This is a genomic window from Streptomyces sp. NPDC048603, assembly GCF_043199475.1.
Classification (GTDB): Bacteria; Actinomycetota; Actinomycetes; order Streptomycetales; family Streptomycetaceae; genus Streptomyces.
On record NZ_JBICVY010000001.1, the window covers coordinates 695,763 to 714,054 of the forward strand.

Annotated in this window: 13 protein-coding genes and 1 pseudogene; 10 read left to right on the forward strand and 4 right to left on the reverse strand. The window is 72.9% G+C overall.

Going from position 1 to position 18,292, the window contains the following annotated elements; genetic code table 11:
• Nucleotides 1-642: 642 nt before the first annotated feature.
• The 3 genes from ACGFQ9_RS03330 to ACGFQ9_RS03340 all read left to right on the forward strand — a co-directional run bounded on the left by ACGFQ9_RS03330 (nt 643) and on the right by ACGFQ9_RS03340 (nt 3,896).
• Complete coding sequence (locus ACGFQ9_RS03330) at nt 643-2,319, forward strand: PucR family transcriptional regulator (RefSeq protein WP_393570624.1); 1,677 nt, start codon at nt 643-645, stop codon at nt 2,317-2,319.
• Between the two features lie 121 nt (nt 2,320-2,440).
• Nucleotides 2,441-3,172 (forward strand): hypothetical protein, encoded by a 732-nt coding sequence (locus ACGFQ9_RS03335; protein ID WP_393570626.1) that lies wholly within the window; start codon nt 2,441-2,443, stop codon nt 3,170-3,172.
• A 154-nt stretch (nt 3,173-3,326) separates the two neighbouring features.
• Complete coding sequence (locus ACGFQ9_RS03340) at nt 3,327-3,896, forward strand: hypothetical protein (protein ID WP_393570628.1); 570 nt, start codon at nt 3,327-3,329, stop codon at nt 3,894-3,896.
• Here the strand turns inward: ACGFQ9_RS03340 and ACGFQ9_RS03345 are convergent.
• Nucleotides 3,865-4,416, reverse strand: coding sequence for a MarR family winged helix-turn-helix transcriptional regulator (locus tag ACGFQ9_RS03345; RefSeq protein ID WP_393570630.1), 552 nt, complete (start codon nt 4,414-4,416; stop codon nt 3,865-3,867). The genes ACGFQ9_RS03340 and ACGFQ9_RS03345 overlap by 32 nt on opposite strands.
• 10 nt (nt 4,417-4,426) lie before the next feature.
• Here ACGFQ9_RS03345 and ACGFQ9_RS03350 point away from each other — a divergent pair, with 10 nt between their 5' ends.
• Nucleotides 4,427-5,488, forward strand: a complete 1,062-nt coding sequence (locus ACGFQ9_RS03350) for a DMT family transporter (RefSeq protein WP_393570820.1) — start codon at nt 4,427-4,429, stop codon at nt 5,486-5,488.
• 54 nt (nt 5,489-5,542) lie between these two features.
• Here the strand turns inward: ACGFQ9_RS03350 and ACGFQ9_RS03355 are convergent, their stop codons facing one another.
• Together ACGFQ9_RS03355 and ACGFQ9_RS03360 are read right to left on the reverse strand one after the other, a co-directional pair.
• Complete coding sequence (locus ACGFQ9_RS03355) at nt 5,543-6,697, reverse strand: oxygenase MpaB family protein (RefSeq protein ID WP_393570632.1); 1,155 nt, start codon at nt 6,695-6,697, stop codon at nt 5,543-5,545.
• Between the two features lie 338 nt (nt 6,698-7,035).
• Nucleotides 7,036-7,251 (reverse strand): annotated as a pseudogene (locus tag ACGFQ9_RS03360) (aminopeptidase); the annotation flags it as partial.
• A gap of 294 nt (nt 7,252-7,545) precedes the next feature.
• Between ACGFQ9_RS03360 and modA the strand changes: the two are divergent.
• The 6 genes from modA to ACGFQ9_RS03390 all read left to right on the forward strand — a co-directional run bounded on the left by modA (nt 7,546) and on the right by ACGFQ9_RS03390 (nt 17,001).
• The gene (gene modA / locus ACGFQ9_RS03365; RefSeq protein WP_393570634.1) at nt 7,546-8,358 is read left to right on the forward strand and encodes a molybdate ABC transporter substrate-binding protein; all 813 of its coding nucleotides are present in this window, start codon (nt 7,546-7,548) and stop codon (nt 8,356-8,358) included.
• Nucleotides 8,359-10,211: 1,853 nt separating this feature from the next.
• Nucleotides 10,212-11,720, forward strand: coding sequence for a xanthine dehydrogenase small subunit (locus ACGFQ9_RS03370; protein WP_393570636.1), 1,509 nt, complete (start codon nt 10,212-10,214; stop codon nt 11,718-11,720).
• Nucleotides 11,717-14,170 carry a xanthine dehydrogenase molybdopterin binding subunit gene (gene xdhB / locus ACGFQ9_RS03375; RefSeq protein WP_393570638.1) on the forward strand — a complete coding sequence of 818 codons (2,454 nt, stop codon included), beginning with the start codon at nt 11,717-11,719 and terminating at the stop codon, nt 14,168-14,170. The genes ACGFQ9_RS03370 and xdhB overlap by 4 nt, the downstream gene beginning before the upstream one ends.
• 1 nt (nt 14,171) lies before the next feature.
• On the forward strand, nt 14,172-14,981 hold the full coding sequence (xdhC, locus tag ACGFQ9_RS03380; protein WP_393570639.1) for a xanthine dehydrogenase accessory protein XdhC: 810 nt from the start codon (nt 14,172-14,174) through the stop codon (nt 14,979-14,981).
• A gap of 179 nt (nt 14,982-15,160) precedes the next feature.
• Nucleotides 15,161-15,886, forward strand: a complete 726-nt coding sequence (locus ACGFQ9_RS03385) for a response regulator transcription factor (RefSeq protein ID WP_393570641.1) — start codon at nt 15,161-15,163, stop codon at nt 15,884-15,886.
• Nucleotides 15,883-17,001 (forward strand): sensor histidine kinase, encoded by a 1,119-nt coding sequence (locus tag ACGFQ9_RS03390; protein ID WP_393570642.1) that lies wholly within the window; start codon nt 15,883-15,885, stop codon nt 16,999-17,001. The genes ACGFQ9_RS03385 and ACGFQ9_RS03390 overlap by 4 nt, the downstream gene beginning before the upstream one ends.
• Nucleotides 17,002-17,082: 81 nt before the next feature.
• Here ACGFQ9_RS03390 and ACGFQ9_RS03395 read toward each other — a convergent pair whose 3' ends face one another.
• A complete protein-coding gene (locus ACGFQ9_RS03395) occupies nt 17,083-18,144 on the reverse strand; it encodes an NAD-dependent epimerase/dehydratase family protein (protein ID WP_393570644.1) in 1,062 nt (353 codons plus the stop codon).
• Between the last annotated feature and the right edge of the window lie 148 nt (nt 18,145-18,292).

Genomic DNA, 18,292 nt, shown 5'->3' on the forward strand with positions numbered 1-18,292 from the left:
GGCGAGGTCGGCATGGCGGCGGCTCCGGTCGGGGATGCGGGGTGGGGGCTGATCTGCGGGACGGCGGCAGGGGCTGCGGGCGGGGGGCCGGGACGGGCCTGCGGGAAGGGCCGGGCGCGCGGGCGGAGGTCACGGGTGCCGCCGCCCGGCACGTCCGGGTACGCCTCCCCCGTCTCCCGCCGGCCGCGGCACGGGCCCGGCCGTCCCGGCGGGACACGACCGGTGGCCGGCGCGGCCTCGCGATCGCCCGCCGGGAACGGGCAGCAGGTGCCGGCCACGGGGATCGCGAGGGCTCCGTCCCCGCGGACGAGCACCGCTTGGCTGTTCGGACAATGGCGCTCCGGGACCCACCGGCAGGCCCGGAACCGGCTGCGGGTACGGCCCCGCCACCGGCGATGGCCGGCGGGCCGCCCTCTTCGGCGGCCTCGCCGAGCTGCCTCCACCCCGCGCGGGGCAGCCCCTCCGACCCAGGCCGGAGCCGATCCGGAAGGGTCCGGTCCGTTCGTTCCGGCTGGTGACGGCAGGTTCGCCGACGGGCATGGACCGCGCTTCCCTTCGGTTCGGCGGGGGGTTCGCCTCGTTATCCTGGCAAGGCTTCCAGGAGAGCGCCGCTGCCGATCGGCCGACGAAACGGGGCTTGCATTGTCCGATCTCACAACGACGCCCGAGGGGTTCGCCGCGGAGGAGTCCGCCACCCTGGGCGGCGTACTGGACGGTGCCGGGCCCGCGGGCGTCCGCCTGCTCACCGCTCCGGCCGGACTCGGCGTGCCGGTGCGGGGCACGGTGATCCACGACGCCGGGGACCGGATGCCGGTGGCTCCCGGCGGGCTCCTTCTCCTGGTCGGTGCCGAGCCGTCGGACCCCCGAGCGCTCTCGCTGCCGGGCCGGGCCGCGGCGCACGGCTGCACCGCCGTCGTGGTCAAGCGCCGCGGGCAGGACCTCGGCCCGTTCCTGCGCGAGGCCGACCGGCACGGTGTCGCGGTGCTCGCCGCCGAGGACGATCTGCCGTGGCGGAACATCGACGCCGTACTGAGCTGTGCCCTCACCGGTTCCGGCGCGGCCGCCGCGTTCGGCGCGATGCCGGCGGGAGGAGAGCTCTACGCCCTCGCCGACCACCTGGCGGCGGTGGTCGGGGGTGCCGCCGTGCTGGAGGACCTGGCCAGGCGGGTGGTCGCGTACTCGACCGTCCCCGGTGTCCGCATCGACGCACCCCGGGAGCGGGGCATCCTCCAGCGCCGTACCGAGGACCATCCGGAGCTGCCCGTTCAGCACCGGCAGTACCGGCAGGTGCTGGCCTCGCCGGCCGTGGTGAGGTTCCCCGCGATCGGCGAGGAGCTGCCGCGGGCCGCGGTGGCCGTACGCGCCGGGACCCTGCCGCTGGGCACCCTGTGGGTGATCGAACCGGAAACCGGCATCTCCGACGAGGGCGTCGCCGCCCTCGCGGAGACGGCCCGGCTCGTCGCCCCGCACCTGCTGCGGCTGCTGAACCTGCCGGAGGCCGAGCGGCGGCTGCGCCGGGACGCCTTCCTCGCGCTGCTGGGCGCGGGACCAACGCCGGAGGGGGCCCTCTCTCTCCTCGGGGTCCGTACGGGGCTCCCGTTCCGGCTGCTCGGTTTCGCGCCGCCGGCCGGTACGGGCGCGGGACGGGAGGGTCTTCCGGCGGGGGCCGCCGCCCTGGCGACCGTGCTGGAACACGCGGAGGCCGAACTGGTCCGGTACGGGGCGGCGCACCGCCCGGACGTCACCGTCGCGGCCACCGGCGGAGTGGTGTTCGCCCTGCTTCCGCACCCGGCGGAGGAGGGCGACGGCAGGCGGTTCGCCGAGGCCGCCCTGACGGTCGTACGCCGCGCGGTCTCGCCCGGGATCAGGGCGGCCCTGACGGGACCCGGCCGCGACGCGGCGGCTCCGGCGGCCCTGCGCAGGGAGGCCGAGGCGATCCTGCGGGCGACGGCGGACTCGCCGGCCGGGGCACCGCCCGCCACGGTCGCCGAGGTCCGCCACCGGATCCTGCTCGACCGGCTGGGCGACGAGCTGGAACGCGACCCGTGGCTGCGGCTGTCCGGGGTCGGCGAGCTGGTCGCCCACGACGCCGCTCACGGCACCCGCTACGCGGCCTCGGTCACCGCCTGGCTGGACGAACTGGGCGACGTCGCCACGGCCGCCGACCGGCTGCGGGTCCACCCGAACACCCTCCGGCACCGGCTGCGGCGGGCCCGGGAGCTGTTCGGCCTCGACCTCGACGCGCCCGACGTCAGGCTCGCCGTCTGGCTGGAACTCAGACGGCAGGCCCAGCCGCCCCCGGGGCCCGCGGCACCCTGAACCGCCCGGAGTTCACCGGCCGGACACGAACACCCCCCATCGTGAACCGGTGCGGGTGTCGGAGGCACGGGCCGGGCTGCGTAGGCTCGCTCCCGGCGCCCCCGTCACCGAGGAGGAACCCATGCCCGCCGCCGGCGAAGACCTGCAGCAGCTGGACGCTGTCAGCGTCCTCAACGCGAAGACGACCCTCGTCCAGCTCCTCGCCCGGGCGGGGGTCTACTCCGGCGACGCGGAGGAACTGATCAAGCTGGTCGAGGCCGGCGCGCTCGCCGGGGCGCACGAGGAGATCAGCGGGCGCGAGGAGCACGCCCCGCGGGACAAGGGCGAGCTCTACGCGGCCGGCTGGCTCGACGGCGCCCGGGCCGCCGCCGACGGGCTCGGCGACATCGCCGGACGGGCGCTGCGGGACGCGGTCGGCGCCGACGCTCCCGGCGAGCCCGCCGAAGCCCGTCCTCCCGTCGGGAGGATGGAGGTGGAACGGGCCAAGGTGGCGGTGACCCCCCTTCACCTCTCGTTCACCGCGCTCTCCGACCTCGATCCCGAGGTCTCCGAGCAGGTGCTCCACGCCGTGCTCGGCACCATGGGCGCCCGGGAGCGGGCCGCGTACGCGGGACGGCTGACGCGGTTCGCCTCGTCCCACCGCGCACACCTGGAACGGCTGTACGCGGAGTACGGTCCCGGCAGCCCGACCGCGATCCACGGCCGCTACTCCCTGCTCCACTCCCCCACCAGCATCGCCGTGCTGGAGCGCCTCCTCGCGGAGCCGTCGCCCCTGCGGGCGGAGTGGGACGCCGCCGAACTGCCCCCCGCCTGGCTCGACGGCCTGACCACCGCGTGGGACTCGACCGGCTGACCACGGGCCGGCGGCAGCGGGCGCCCTTCAGGGAGACGTCGTATCCGAGGGGGCCCTCGTTCATCGCCCGGCCCCGGCAGGGCGGGGCACCTGTTACAACTGGACAGCGCCCGGGGCGGGCGCTGCGGGCCGGCAGCGGGGGCGGGGGCGGGACATGGCGACGGTGGCGGTGACCGGTCATGTGCGGATCAGTGCCGGAAGCCTGGCCCCCATCCGGCAGGCCGTGGATTCCGTACTCGCCCGCTACCCCGCCGACGCACTCGTCGGGCTCTCCTGTCTCGCGGAGGGCGCGGACGCGCTGTTCGCCGCCGCCGTTCTCGCCGCCGGGGGCCGGCTGGAGGTGGTGCTGCCGTCGGCCGACTACCGGGCCCGCATGGTGGCACCGCACTACGCAGGGGAGTTCGACCTGCTGTGCGGTGCCGCCTCCGCCGTCAAGGTCATGCCGTACCGGCAGGCGTCGACGGCGGCCTACGCGGCCGCCAACCGCGTACTGCTCGCTCGTGCGCAGCTCCTGGTGGCCGTGTGGGACGGTCTGCCGGGCGGCCGGGGCGGAACGGCCGACACCGTGGCCGCGGCGCGCACGGCCGGGCTGCCCGTCGAGATCGTCTGGCCCCCGGGTGCCTCCCGGCCGGAGCCGCCCGGCCGGAGGACGCCCGGCCGGAGGGCGCCCGAGGCTGCCCGGCCCCGCCGGTTCAGTCCTCCAGCCGGACGAGCCAGGCCGTGAGCAGCGTTTCCAGTGCCGCGGCCTCGGCGGGCGTCAGCAGGTCCAGCAGGCGGCGTTCGTTGCGCATGTGGTCGGCGAACGCCCGGTCGACGAGTTCGCGCCCCGCTGTGGTGAGGGCGACGATCCGGCCGCGCTGGTCGTCGTCGGACCGGCGCCGGGTGACGAGTCCGGCGCGCTCCAGGCGGTCCACCCGCTTCGTCATCGCGCCGGTGGTCACCATGGTGTGCGCGGCGAGCTCGCCGGGTGCCCGTTCGCAGGGCTCACCGGCGCGGCGCAGGGCGCACAGGACGTCGAACTCGCCTTCGCCGAGGCCGTAGCGGTCGTAGACGAGGCGGAGTTCCGCGCCGATCCGGTCGCCCAGACGGTGCAGCCGTCCGATCACTCCCTGCGGGGAGACGTCGACGTCGGGCCGTACACGGCGCCAGTCGGCCTGGATGCGGGCCACACGGTCCGAGGGCTGTGACGGTTGCGGCCGGTGCGGCGCTTGTGACGGCTCCCCGCTCGACAGATTGCCTTCCATGGAAGGCAATATGCGCTGGGTGGCCCTGACCGCGGTCGCGCCGGTGGCCTGGGGCGCCAACTACTACGTCACGCACGAGTTCCTGCCGCCGGACCGTCCGCTGTACGGGGCCGCCCTGCGGGCGCTGCCCGCCGGCCTCGTCCTGCTGGCCCTGTGCAGGCAGCGGCCGCGCGGGGTGTGGTGGGGGCGGTCTGCGGTGCTCGGGCTGCTCAACGTGAGCGCGTTCTTCGTTCTGGTCTACGCCGCCTCCCTGCTGCTTCCGACGAGCGTCGCCTCGACCGTCATGGCCGTGTCCCCGCTGACGATGATGGTCCTCGCCTGGCCCCTGCTGTCCGAGCGGCCCACCGTGGCGCGCGTGGCGGGCGCCACGGTCGGGCTGGCCGGGGTCTGCCTGATGCTGTTCACGGGGGCGCGCGGACTGAGCACGCCCGGGATCCTCGCCTCGGGCGCCGCCGTGCTGGTCTCGTCCACCGGCCACGTCCTGGCCAAGCGGTGGAGCGCCGAAGCCGATGTGCTCGCCTCGACCGCCTGGCAGCTCACCGCCGGGGGCCTGTTCGTCCTCCCGGTCGCCGCGGCGGTGGAGGGCTCTCCCCCACAGGTCTCGCCCTCGGTGCTGCTGGCGTTCTGCTACGTCTCCCTGGTCGCCTCCGCGCTGGCCTTCGCCGCCTGGTTCGCCGGGCTACGACACCTGCCCGCGGGGACCGTCGGCCTGATCGGCCTGCTCAACCCGGTGACGGGCGTCCTGCTCGGGACGGTGGTCGCCGGCGAGGTGCTGACCGTCCGGCAGCTGTGCGGGCTGGCCCTCGTCCTGGCCGGAGTCGCCCTCGGCCGGCCGGGGCGCGCCGGCCGGGACGGGCACGAGCCGGTAGACGCTCCCGTGGGAGACGACACGGCCGGCGGTGGGCGGAAGGAAGGTTTCGTCGATGCGGTGGACGGTGAGTTCACCCACGGTCCAGACGGGTACGACGCCCGGGCCGACGGTAGGGCGGACGGTCGGCGGAGTGCTCATGACTGTTCCCTCGGTCTGTTCACGGAAGGTCAACAACCGCTCACCGCAAACGGTTTGCCGTGAATCACCCTGGATCAGCCCGCCTCGGACCGGCCGTCCGCCGCCCGCCGACCGCCGTCAGCGGTTGTCGTGGAGTTCCTGGTGCATCTGGGGCTGGTCGTCCTGGTCGTGGGTCAGGGCGAACTTCTGCACCTCGTTGAAGGCCTTGGACGCCGTGCCCAGAACCTCCTTGTAGGGGTTGACGCCGGTCGCCTTCTTCGCGGTGCCGCCGAGCAGCCCGCCGCCGAGACCGCTCGCCACGCCGTGTCCGGCGGACAGGGGTCCGGCGGCGATGTCGAGGACGCTCTTGGGCAGTCCGGCCATGTCGGCGTACTTGTCGCTCAGCGCGTGGCGGACCATCGCGACGAAGGCGTCGTGGGCGCCCGGCGGGTAGAACTTCTTGTAGAAGTCGATGGCCTGCTTGGTCATGAAGACCCCGTCGTCGGTCTTCGACCACTCCTTGTCGCGTACCTTCTGCCACACCTCCGTGACGAGGTCGGGGTCCTTGGGCAGCAGCCACTTGCCGGGCGTGCCGAGGTAGTGGTTGACGTAGTGCCAGGAACACATGAAGCCCTTGGCGTCGTCCTTGCTGACCTCGATGCCCAGGCGCCCCATGGCCTGGAGGATCTGGGCGGAGAACACGCAGGCCGCGCCGGTGGTGTACTTCTGGGAGACCGGCTCACCCCACTTGGCGTAGTCCCATTCGCCGCTCTTCTTGTGGAGCTGGCGCACCGAGGCGTGGACCAGTCGGACCTTGGTGACGTTCGCGGCCAGGCTGCCGTCCCGCATGGCGTTCTTGTCGCCCATGTCGACGAACAGCCGGGAGGACTGCGACAGCCTCCGGCCGGGGCCTTCCACGCCGCCGAGCCGACCGGTGGAACGCAGGGTGAACGCGCCCGTCGGGGAGAGGTAGGTGCCGATCAGGCCGACGGTGCCCTGGAGCATGGACACCTCGCCGTGGTGGTGGGCGAAGAAGCTCTCGGCGGCCTTGACGTCCGCCTCGGACCAGTCCGGCGGCGGAGCCGCCGCCTCCTTGAGGAACTCGGCCAGCCTGACGGGCAGTCCGGACATGTCCATCCCGGGCTTGAGGGTGCCGATGGTGCGGAACAGGGCGTTGACCCCGTCGATCTCCTTGTTGTCGATCAGGTCCGACACGAGCGTGTCGGCCTTCGGATCACCGACCTTGCTCGCCGCCACCAGCTCGGCTTCGATCGTCGCTGCCGTCAAACCCACGGTGGACCTCTTCCTGCGATGCGGGCGGCGCCTGCCGCATGGCATGCGGGCAGCGCACCCGGGGGGACTGGTCCGGCGGTCTCGCCGGTCAGCGGCATGCTCCCGCCGGAGCCGGGCCGCCAGAACCCCTCATCCATGCGGGATCGTTTGTTCCTCACCCCAACAGCGGAAGCCCGCCGCCCAGCCGCTCCCGCAGCCCGATCACCTTCCCGGCCTCCTCCCTGCCCTGCCGTAACGGTCCTGTTCACAAGGCCCGGCGGGCCGATCAGGCCGCGCCCGCCGGAACGGACGAGGAGGTCGCCCGCCCGCCCGGGGCGGGAAGGGTGCGCGACGCGCCGTCAGGCGAGGTCGAGGAGTTGCTCGTAGAAGCCGCCGAAGCCGCGGGAGCGGTCGGCCAGGTGGAGTTCGAGGATCCAGTGGCAGGCCCGCCCGGCCCGGTCGGTGCGGCGCAGCGGGGTGTCGTTGTCGGGGGTGATGTAGGACTCGGCCCTGGCGCCGTCGTTGGTCTCGTGCGGGAACTCGCCGACCAGGTGGCCGGCGTGCCAGATGCCGATCGATCAAAAATCGCGCACGGCGCGCCGGTTTCTCATTCACCAACCAAATGGGCGCAACCCACTGGCGTATTCGAGCATGGTCCGAGGTCCTCGGTTTTTCGGGACAAACAGCCATCCGACCTGGAACTTTCGACCAGATCGGGCGAGCGGGGCGCCTGCCGCCAGCCTGTTGTCCCGAATTGCAGATGCCGGATCCCAGGTGCTTGAGTGACAGCAAATACGGTATGACCTGCACCAAATACGAACCGCATTTGCGCAGCGTCCGACCAGCCGGACCGGAGAACATTTCCTGCCATGATTTCTCCCCCCACCGCCCGGCCGCGCCGGGCCTCCGCCCTCCTCCTCGGTGCCCTCCTCGTTCCCGTCCTGGCCGCCTGCGGCGGCGGGGACGGCGGATCCACCTCCGCCACGCCCTCGGCGACCGGGTCCGGCCAGGTGCCCGCCGCGAACCTGACCGTGCTCGCCGCCGCCTCCCTGACCGACGTCTTCAAGACGGCGGGTGCCGCGTACGAGAAGGCCCACCCGGGCACGAAGGTGAACTTCTCCTTCGCCGGATCGCAGGAACTGGCCGCCCAGGTCAAGCAGGGCGCCCCGGCCGACGCCCTGGTCACCGCGGACACCGCCACCATGGACGGCGTGAGGGCGGAGACCGGCGAGCCCACGGTGATCGCCAAGAACCGGCTGGTCATCGCCACCGCACCGGGCAACCCCCACAAGATCGATTCCCTGAAGGACCTCTCCGATCCCCACCTGAAGGTGGTCCTGGCCGCTCCCGAGGTGCCCGCCGGCCGCTACAGCCAGGAGGTCCTCGACAAGCAGGGGATCACCGTCAACCCGGTCTCGGAGGAGCCGAACGTGCGGGCCGTGCTGTCCAAGGTCGAACTGGGCGAGGCCGACGCCGGACTCGTCTACAAGACGGACGTGGCCGCGGCCAAGGGGAAGGTGGACGGAGTCGACATCCCGGACGACCAGAACGCCATCGCCTCCTACCCCGCCGCGACGCTGAAGGCGACGAAGAACGCCGCCGCCGCGGACGCCTTCGTCGACTGGCTCTCCACCCCCGAGGCGCAGAAGATCCTCCAGGACGCGGGGTTCCAGGCGCCCTGACCGGTCCGCCGTCCCGTCCGAATCCTCCCGCCCCTCCCGACGCCTCCCGCCCACCCCGATGACACGCCGTACCGCCCGGCCCCGGCCGCCGCTCCTCCTGGCCGTGCCCGCCGTCCTGGCGGTCGCGTTCCTGCTGATCCCGCCGGCCGGGATCCTCGTCCGCACCGAGTCGGCGGTGGACCGCCGGCCGTTCCGTACGCGAGGCGCACTACGCGACGCCCGCCGAGGACCCGCTCGCCGGCGCCCCCGAGCCGGACGCGCACGCCTTCCCCGCCCCGGCCGGCCGCTGGGCCCTGCACGCCGACGTCACCGGCCGCCGAGCCGGCGATCGCCGACGGCACCCCGGTGTGGTGCAGCGCGAAGGCCACCGAGATCACCCTCGTCACCCTCTGACCGCACAAGCGCACCAAAATCGGCGACCCACCTTGCAAATGCCAGCTGTTTCAGTCAATCTAGCCATTGGATGATTGACCAGAGTCACAGCGGGCGCAGGGATCCGATTCCGTGTCCGTATCCAGTCGCCCGGCCGGGGCGGTTCTTGATTGACTTGAACCACACCGGCCCCGGGCGGCGGAGTGGCTCTCCCCGCTCCGGGGCATCCGACAGGTGACCCCTGCGTGCCGTTCTCGGTAGTCGGCACGCGGGGGTCCGGTGCTCATCGACCGGGGAGCCTCCCCGGAACCGCCTCCAGCAGCCGGCGCGCGACCTCCGTCCGCGGCCTGCAGGTCCGGCGACGGCCGGGCCCGCGAGGTCTCCGCCCGGGTCCTCGGCGACGTCCGCGAAGAGGAGGGCCCACCGTCGGCGGACTTCCCGTACGGCCGGGCCGGCAAGGACCTCTGGCGGCGCATCAGCCCGGGCCTGAGCCCGGGTCAGATCAAGCCGGTTCGCCGACTCCCCGGAGGCGTTCCCGCGGGGCTGCGCCACCGAGGTGGACACCAAGCCGGGCGACCGGGACCCGACCGCGCGACCTGCCTCCTCCGGGGCGGCACGTCGGCCCACCTCTCACAGGTCACTGCCGGTCGGTGATGTGCCCGGGAACCGGATGCCGCTCGGCAGGACGGGTGCGGTCACGGGTGTCGGCCCGGGCCGCTTGCCTCGGCGCCCGGCCCCGGGCGGTTGACAGTGAACCAACGGAGTGCAGTGGCGAACGACTGGTTGCGCGTACGAAAACCGGCCACTCCGAGCGGCCCGTCCCTGTCGGATCGACCAGGCAGGCCCGCGTTCGACCAGGCAGGCCCGCGCGCGAAGGCGCACGGGCCGAACGCGGCCCGCCGGAACGGGCGTTGCCCGCGGGGCGGAGTGCGCTGACCGGTCCGCGAGGCCCCGCCGACGGCCTGTGCCGGGTGACGGAGGAGACGACCGGCCTCACGCTCCGTGACGCCCATTCGCCCCCGCCCCCTGGCGTAGCGGGCAGAAGTTTGCGAAGATTGTCCCCTGCAAAGAGTCCGTGCCCCGCCTGCACAGCCTTCGGCTCCCCCGGCTTTCGATCGGTGCGCGAGATACCCAGGTCAACCACTTGACCGCTCTGGCCCAGGCCATTACTTTGCGTAGACAGCGATCCATACCCACCGAAGGAGGCGACCGGCAGATGTACACCAGCTCTGACCAGGCTCGCCTCGCCCAGAACACCGTCTGGGCCTCGGGTCGTATCGCACACGGCTGCTGAATACGCCGTTTCTGATGTGCCCGTCTGCGGCACATTCCGGGTTTCCCGTCATCACCCTCTGGCACGTTGATGTCGCGTGCCGCTCTGCGCCCACTCCTGTCTCGTGGCGCGTCTGAACACAGAAAGCTGCCTGAAAATTGGCAAACATGATGAATCGACTGATCACGCTCCGGAACGAAGGTCCGTCATGGTAGCGGCACGCATCACCGTCAACGGGAAAGAAACCCCGATCGCTCCGGCTGCGGCCCACACCACCACGCTGGACTTCCTGCGTGACCGTGGCCTCACCGGCAGCAAGGAAGGCTGCGCCGAGGGTGAGTGCGGCGCCTGCTCGGTCCTGGTGGCCCGTCCCGGCGTGGACAAGCCCACCGACTGGGTGGCGGTAAACGCCTGCCTGGTCCCGGTCGCGGCACTGGACGGCCAGGAGGTCATCACCTCCGAGGGCCTCGCCACGCCCGGCGAGCCCGGCACCCGCGCCACCCTGCACCCGGTGCAGGAAGAGATGGCGGTCCGTGGCGGCTCGCAGTGCGGTTACTGTACGCCGGGGTTCATCTGCAGCATGGCGGCCGAGTACTACCGGCCCGGTCGCTGTGGGCAGAAGAACTCCGACGAGACCGCCGGGAACGCCGAGGGTGCCGAGCACTCCGCGCACTCCGAGGACGGCGACCACGAGCACGGTCCGAACGGCTTCGACCTGCACTCGCTCAGCGGCAACCTGTGCCGCTGCACGGGCTACCGCCCGATCCGCGATGCCGCGTACGCCGTCGGTGAGCCGACCGACGAGGACCCGCTGGCGCAGCGCCGCGAGCAGGCCCCGCCGGAGCCGGCCCGGACCGAGTACGTCCAGGACGAGGCCACCTTCCTGCGGAAGAGCACCCTGGCCGAGACGCTGGAGCTGCTGCGCGAGCGTCCCGACGCGGTGGTGGTCGCGGGCTCCACGGACTACGGCGTCGAGGTGAACATCCGCTCGCGCCGCGAGAAGCTCGTGGTCGCCATCGACCGCCTGCCCGAGCTCCGCGAGCTGCGCGTCGAGTCCGACTACATCGAGATCGGCGCGGCGGTCACGCTCACCGAGATCGAGCGCCGTCTCGACGGCAGCGTTCCGCTGCTGGCCGAGCTGTTCCCGCAGTTCGCCTCCCGGCTGATCCGCAACAGCGGCACCCTCGGCGGCAACCTCGGTACCGGCTCCCCGATCGGTGACAGCCCGCCGGTCCTCCTCGCGCTGGAGGCGTCGCTGGTGCTCGCCGACACCGAGGGTGAGCGCGTGGTCCCGCTGGCGGAGTACTTCACCGGCTACCGGCAGACCGTTCGCCGTCCCGGCGAGCTGATCCGCGCCGTGCGCATCCCGCTGCCGCTGTCGACGACCGTGGCCTTCCACAAGATCGCCAAGCGGCGCTTCGACGACATCTCCAGCGTCGCCGTCGCCTTCGCGCTCGACATCCAGGACGGCATCGTCCGCAAGGCGCGCATCGGCCTGGGCGGCGTGGCCGCCACCCCGCTCCGCGCCACCGCCGTCGAGGCGGCCCTGGAGGGTCAGCCGTGGACGGCCGAGACCGCCGAGGCCGCGTCCCGGCTCCTGGAGGCCGAGGGCACCCCGATGAGCGACCACCGTGCCAGCTCCGCGTACCGATCCGCGATGCTCGGCCAGAGCCTGCTGAAGCTGCACGCCGAAACCACCGAGGCGGTGTCGTCATGAGCCATCTGTCCGAACGTCCCGAGAAGCCGGTTGTCGGCGTCTCGATGCCGCATGAGAGTGCTTACCTGCACGTCACCGGCACCGCGCTGTACACCGACGACCTGGTGTACCGCACCAAGGACACGCTGCACGCGTACCCGGTCCAGGTCATGAAGACCCGCGGCCGCGTCACCAAGCTGAACACCGAGCCCGCGCTCGCGGTGCCCGGTGTGGTCCGCGTGCTGACCGCCGCCGACGTGCCCGGCGTCAACGACGCCGGTATCAAGCACGACGAGCCGCTCTTCCCCGACGTGGTCATGTACCACGGCCACTCGGTGGCGTGGGTGCTCGGCGACACGCTGGAGGCGGCCCGCCTCGGTGCGGCGGCCGTCGAGGTGGAGATCGACGAAGAGCCCTCGATCATGACGCTCAAGGAAGCGATCGCGGCCGAGAGCTTCCACGGCGCCCGGCCCGTGATGGAGACCGGCGACATCGACGCCGGCTTCGCCGACTCGACGCACGTGTTCGAGGGTGAGTTCCAGTTCGCCGACCAGGAGCACTTCTACCTGGAGACGCACGCCGCTCTGGCCTACGTCGACGAGAACGAGCAGCTCTTCATCCAGAGCAGCACCCAGCACCCCTCCGAGACCCAGGAGATCGTCGCGCACGTCCTCGGGCTGCACAGCCACGAGGTCACCGTGCAGTGCCTGCGGATGGGCGGCGGCTTCGGCGGCAAGGAGATGCAGCCGCACGGCTTCGCGGCCATCGCGGCGCTCGGTGCCAAGCTCACCGGCCGGCCGGTCCGCCTCCGCCTGAACCGGACCCAGGACCTGACCATGTCGGGCAAGCGGCACGGCTTCCACGCCAAGTGGAAGATCGGCTTCGACGCCGACGGCCGCATCCAGGCCCTGGACGCCACCCTGGTCGCGGACGGCGGCTGGAGCCTGGACCTGTCCGAGCCCGTGTGCGCCCGTGCGCTGTGTCACATCGACAACACGTACTGGATTCCCAACGCGCGCGTCGCCGGTCTCATCGCCAAGACCAACAAGGTCTCCAACACGGCCTTCCGTGGCTTCGGCGGCCCCCAGGGCATGCTCGTGATGGAGGACATCCTCGGCCGCGTGGCGCCGAAGCTCGGCCTGGACGCGATGGAGCTGCGGAAGCGCAACTTCTACCAGCCGGGTCTGGGCCAGCACACGCCGTACGGCCAGCCGGTCACCCAGGCCGAGCGGATCTCCAAGGTCTGGGAGCAGGTCGAGGAGAAGGGCGGCATCGCCGACCGCAAGCGCGAGATCGCCGCGTTCAACGCCGCGCACCCGCACACCAAGCGGTCGCTGGCGATCACCGGCATCAAGTTCGGCATCTCCTTCAACCTCACCGCCTTCAACCAGGCCGGCGCGCTGGTGCTGATCTACAAGGACGGCTCCGTCCTGATCACGCACGGCGGCACCGAGATGGGCCAGGGCCTGCACACCAAGATGCTGCAGGTGGCCGCGACCACGCTGGGCATCCCGCTGAGCAAGGTCCGGCTGGCCCCGACGCGGACCGACAAGGTGCCCAACACCTCCGCGACCGCCGCCAGCTCCGGTGCCGACCTCAACGGTGGCGCGGTCAAGAACGCCTGTGAGCAGCTGCGTACGCGGCTCCTGCAGGTGGCCGCCAGCCAGCTGGGTTCGAACGCCGAGGACGTCCGCATCGTCGAGGGCGTCGCGCGCACCCTGGGCAGCGACAAGGAACTGGCCTGGGACGACCTGGTCCGTACCGCGTACTTCCAGCGGGTCCAGCTGTCGGCGGCCGGCTTCTACCGGACCCAGGGTCTGCACTGGGACGCGAAGACCTTCCGGGGTTCGCCGTTCAAGTACTTCTCCTACGGCGCCGCGGCGGCCGAGGTCGAGGTCGACGGCTTCACCGGCAAGTACCAGATCCGCCGGGTGGACATCGTCCACGACGTCGGCGACAGCCTCTCCCCGATGATCGACATCGGTCAGGTCGAGGGCGGCTTCGTGCAGGGCGCGGGCTGGCTGACGCTGGAGGACATGCGCTGGGACGTCAGCGAGGGTCCGAACCGCGGCCGGCTGCTGACCCAGGCGGCGAGCACGTACAAGCTGCCGAGCTTCTCGGAGATGCCGGCGGAGTTCAACGTCTCGCTCATGGAGAACGCCCACGAAGAGGGTGCCGTCTACGGCTCCAAGGCCGTCGGTGAGCCTCCGCTGATGCTGGCGTTCTGCGTGCGCGAGGCGCTGCGTCAGGCCGCCGCGGAGTTCGGTCCGGCCGGCGTCAGCGTCGAGCTGGGCGCGCCCGCCACGCCGGAGAGCGTCTACTGGGCGATCCAGGAAGCCCGCAAGGGCGAGGGCTCCGAGGACGCTGCCGCCGTGAACGGCACCGCTGTCAACGGGGTGTCCGCCAACGGTCACGTCAACGGCAACGGCGCCAACGGTGCCGTCCGCACCGAAGTGCTGAGCGGTGCCTGACATGACGTGGGTTGCCGCGGTCGCGCGGTTGCGGGCGCGCCGGGAGACCGGCGTACTCGTGACCGTCGCGACCGTGCGCGGCCACGCCCCGCGCGACGCCGGCGCGAAGCTCGTCGTGGGGGAAACCGCTACATGGGGCTCGATCGGTGGCGGCAACGTCGAGGCCGTCGCGATCGACCGGGCCCGGGAGATGATCGCCGCGTCCAAGTCCGAGCCCGAGCTGATCGACTTCGCCCTGAACGACAAGGTGGTCAACCAGCACGGTGTGCAGTGCTGCGGCGGCGCGGTCCAGGTGCTGCTCGAACCGCTGCCGGTGGTACGTGCGGTGGCGATCTTCGGCGTCGGTCACGTCGGACTGGAGCTGGCGCGCATCCTGGCACGTCAGGACCTCGATCTGCACCTGATCGACACCCGCTCGGACATGCTCGCCAAGGAGCGGCTCGAGGTGCTGGACGACGCGGTGGCGCAGGTGCACGCGCACCACACGCCGCTGCTGCCGGAGGAGGTGCTGGAGCAGCTGCCGCGCGGCACGCACGTCCTGATCATGACCCATGATCACGCCGAGGACGCCGCGCTCTGCGACGCCGCCCTGCGCACCGACCATCTCGGCTCGATCGGGCTGATCGGTTCGGCGGCCAAGTGGGTGCGGTTCAAGAAGCGCCTGGCCACCGAGGGCGGTCACGACGAGGCCACCATCAACCGGATCAAGACCCCGATCGGGCTGGCCGAGATCACCGGCAAGGAACCGGCCACCATCGCCGTGAGCGTGGCCGCCGATCTGCTGCGCACCTTCGAGACCGAGGGGGTCTGACCCCCTCACCGGTCGGCAGGGGTGTCCCGCGCACGTGTGAACGCACATGCGCGGGGCACCCCTTCGGCATGCCGGGACCGCCACGGCAGGACGCCGACTCCTTACGGAACACGGACGTCTGCCGTACGGGGCGGGTCCGGCCGGGACGGCGCACGCCGGGTGCTGCGAGGCTTGACCCCATGAGTACGTCATCCCAGCCCGCCCGGGTCCTCGTCGTCGACGACGACCCGACCGTCGCCGAGGTCGTCACCGGCTACCTGCACCGGGCCGGTCACACCGTCGACCGGGCCGCCGACGGGCCCGCCGCGCTCGAGGCCGCCGCCCGCAACGCCCCTGACCTGGTCGTCCTGGACCTGATGCTCCCCGGCATCGACGGGCTGGAGGTGTGCCGCCGGCTGCGCGCCGAGCGGCTCGTACCGGTGATCATGCTGACGGCGCGCGGGGACGAGGACGACCGGATCGCGGGCCTGGAACTGGGCGCGGACGACTACGTCACCAAGCCCTTCAGCCCCCGGGAACTGGTCCTCCGGGTGGAATCCGTCCTGCGGCGCAGCCGTACGGCAGCCGCGGCCTCGGCGGACGGTCGGCCGGTGCTCGGCGCGGCCGGCATCCAGGTGGATCCGGAGACCCGGCGCGCCACCAAGGACGGCAGGGAACTGGCTCTCACCCTGCGGGAGTTCGACCTGCTCACCCACTTCCTCACCCGCCCCGGACGGGTCCACAGCCGCGAGGAGCTGATGCGGGAGGTGTGGGGCTGGGACTTCGGCGACCTGTCCACCGTCACCGTCCACGTCCGCCGGCTGCGGTCGAAGATCGAGGACGACCCGGCCACCCCGCGGATCGTCCAGACCGTCTGGGGCGTCGGTTACCGCTTCGAACCCGCGGGCGGGGAGGCCCGGCCGTGAACGACGTCCTGCTGATCGCCCTGTTCGCCCTCGCGGGCGCCGCCGGCGCGGGAGTGCTGGGCGCGGTCGCCCTGCGCCTGGTCCGGCATCGCTCGGTGACCGTCTCCCTGACGGTCGTCGCCGCGGTCACGGTCACCGCCATGCTCGCCGGCACCCTCGCCGTGGCCTGGGCCATGTTCCTCTCCCCGCACGACCTGACCGTCGTCACGCTCGTCGTCGCCATGGCCGCCGTGGTCTCCCTGGCCACCGCGCTCCTGCTCGGCCGGTGGGTGGTCGCCCGGAGCCGGGACCTCGCCCGGGCCGCCCGGGAGTTCGGCGAGGGCGGCGGCTTCGCCGCGCCGTCCGCCCGGGCCACCGCGGAACTGGCGGACGTCACCCGCGAACTCGCCGCGACCAGCGCCAGGCTCGCCGCCTCCCGGGAGCGCGAACGCGCCCTGGAGACCTCCCGCCGCGAGCTCGTGGCATGGATCTCCCACGACCTGCGCACCCCGCTCGCCGGGATCCGGGCCATGGCCGAGGCCCTGGAGGACGGGGTCGCGGCCGACCCCGGCCGCTACCACCGGCAGATCCGCACCGAGGTCGAACGCCTCGGCACCATGGTCGGCGACCTCTTCGAGCTGTCCCGCATCCACGCCGGCGCCCTTGAGCTCGCCACCAGCCGGGTCTCCCTCCAGGACCTGGCGGGAGACGCCCTCCTCGGCGCCGACCCGCTGGCCCGCGAACGCGGGGTGCGGCTGCTCGGCGGCGCCCTGGCGCACGTGCCCGTCGAGGTGGACGGCAAGGAGATGACCCGGGTGCTGGCCAACCTCCTGGTCAACGCCATCCGCCACACCCCGGCCGACGGCACCGTCACCGTGGCCGTGGACCGGCACGGGGACAGCGCCGTACTGTCCGTCACCGACGGCTGCGGCGGCATCCCCGAGGAAGACCTGGCGAAGGTCTTCGACACCGGCTGGCGGGGCAGCCCGGCCCGGACTCCCCCGGCGGGCGCCGGACTCGGGCTGGCGATCGTACGCGGCATCGTCGAGGCCCACGCCGGGCACGCGGCCGTCCACAACGTGCCCGGCGGCTGCCGGTTCGAGGTGACGCTGCCCCTCGCCGCCGCGCACGCCTGACGGGGCCCGCGCCGAGGACCACCCGACGCGGGCGGAGGACCACCCGACCCTGGCGGAGGACTACCCGACCCTGGCGGAGGACTACCCGACCCGGGCGGAGGCCCGCTGTTCCGCCCGGGCGAACTCGGTCATGCCCTCGGCGAAGGCCACCCGAGGACGCCAGCCCAGCTCACGGCGCAGCCGGGACGAGTCCGCCGTGATGTGCCGGACGTCGCCCAGCCGGTACTCCCCCGTCACCACCGGCTCCGGCCCCCCGTGCGCCCCGGCGAGGGCCCAGGCCATCTCCCCGACCGTGTGCGGGTCCCCGCTGCCCACGTTGTAGGCGGTGTGCCCGCCTGCCGGCAGGCCGTCGAGACCCGCCAGCACGGCCGTGTTCGCCCCGGCCACGTCCCGTACGTGGACGAAGTCGCGCCGCTGCGCTCCGTCCTCGAACACCCGGGGCGCCTCGCCCCTGGCCAGTGCCGACCGGAAGTACGACGCCACCCCCGCGTACGGGGTGTCCCGGGGCATCCCCGGCCCGTACACGTTGTGGTACCGCAGCGATACGGCCGTCCCCCCGGTGGACCGGGCCCAGGCGGCGGCCAGGTGCTCCTGCGCCAGCTTGGTCGTCGCGTAGACGTTCCGCGGATCCACCGGGGCGTCCTCCGCCACCAGCCCGGGGGCCGGCTCGGCCCCGCAGCGCGGGCAGCGCGGCTCGAAGCGGCCCGCGTCGAGGTCCGCCGCCGCCCGCGGGCCCGGGCGGACCACCCCGTGCTCGGGGCACTCGTACCGGCCCTCGCCGTACACCACCATCGACCCCGCCTGCACCAGCAGGCGTACCCCGGCCTCGGCCATCGTGGCCAGCAGGACCGCGGTCCCCAGGTCGTTGCAGGCCACGTAGGCGGGCGCGTCCGCGAAGTCCTTCCCCAGACCCACCATGGCCGCCTGGTGGCAGACGGCGTCCACCCCGCGCAGGGCGGCGCGGACCGCCTCCGCGTCCCGTACGTCGCCCCGGAGGAACCCGGCGTCCGGGGGATCGGGTTCGACGGGGTGGGCGGCCGGGAGCAGGGCGTCCAGCACCACCGGCTCGTGTCCTTCGGCCGCCAGCGCGGCGACCACGTGCGAGCCGATGAACCCGGCTCCTCCTGTGACGAGAACTCGCATGCCCGGCACGCTACGGAGTCCGGGCCGGCCCGGACCGTTCCCGCACCGGGCCGTAAGGGTTCCGTCATCGGCACCCGTGCGGCCGCGGACCCGCCGCGGCGGCGCGGACCTGCCGTGCCGCCGCGACCGGATGTACCGTCGCCTGTAC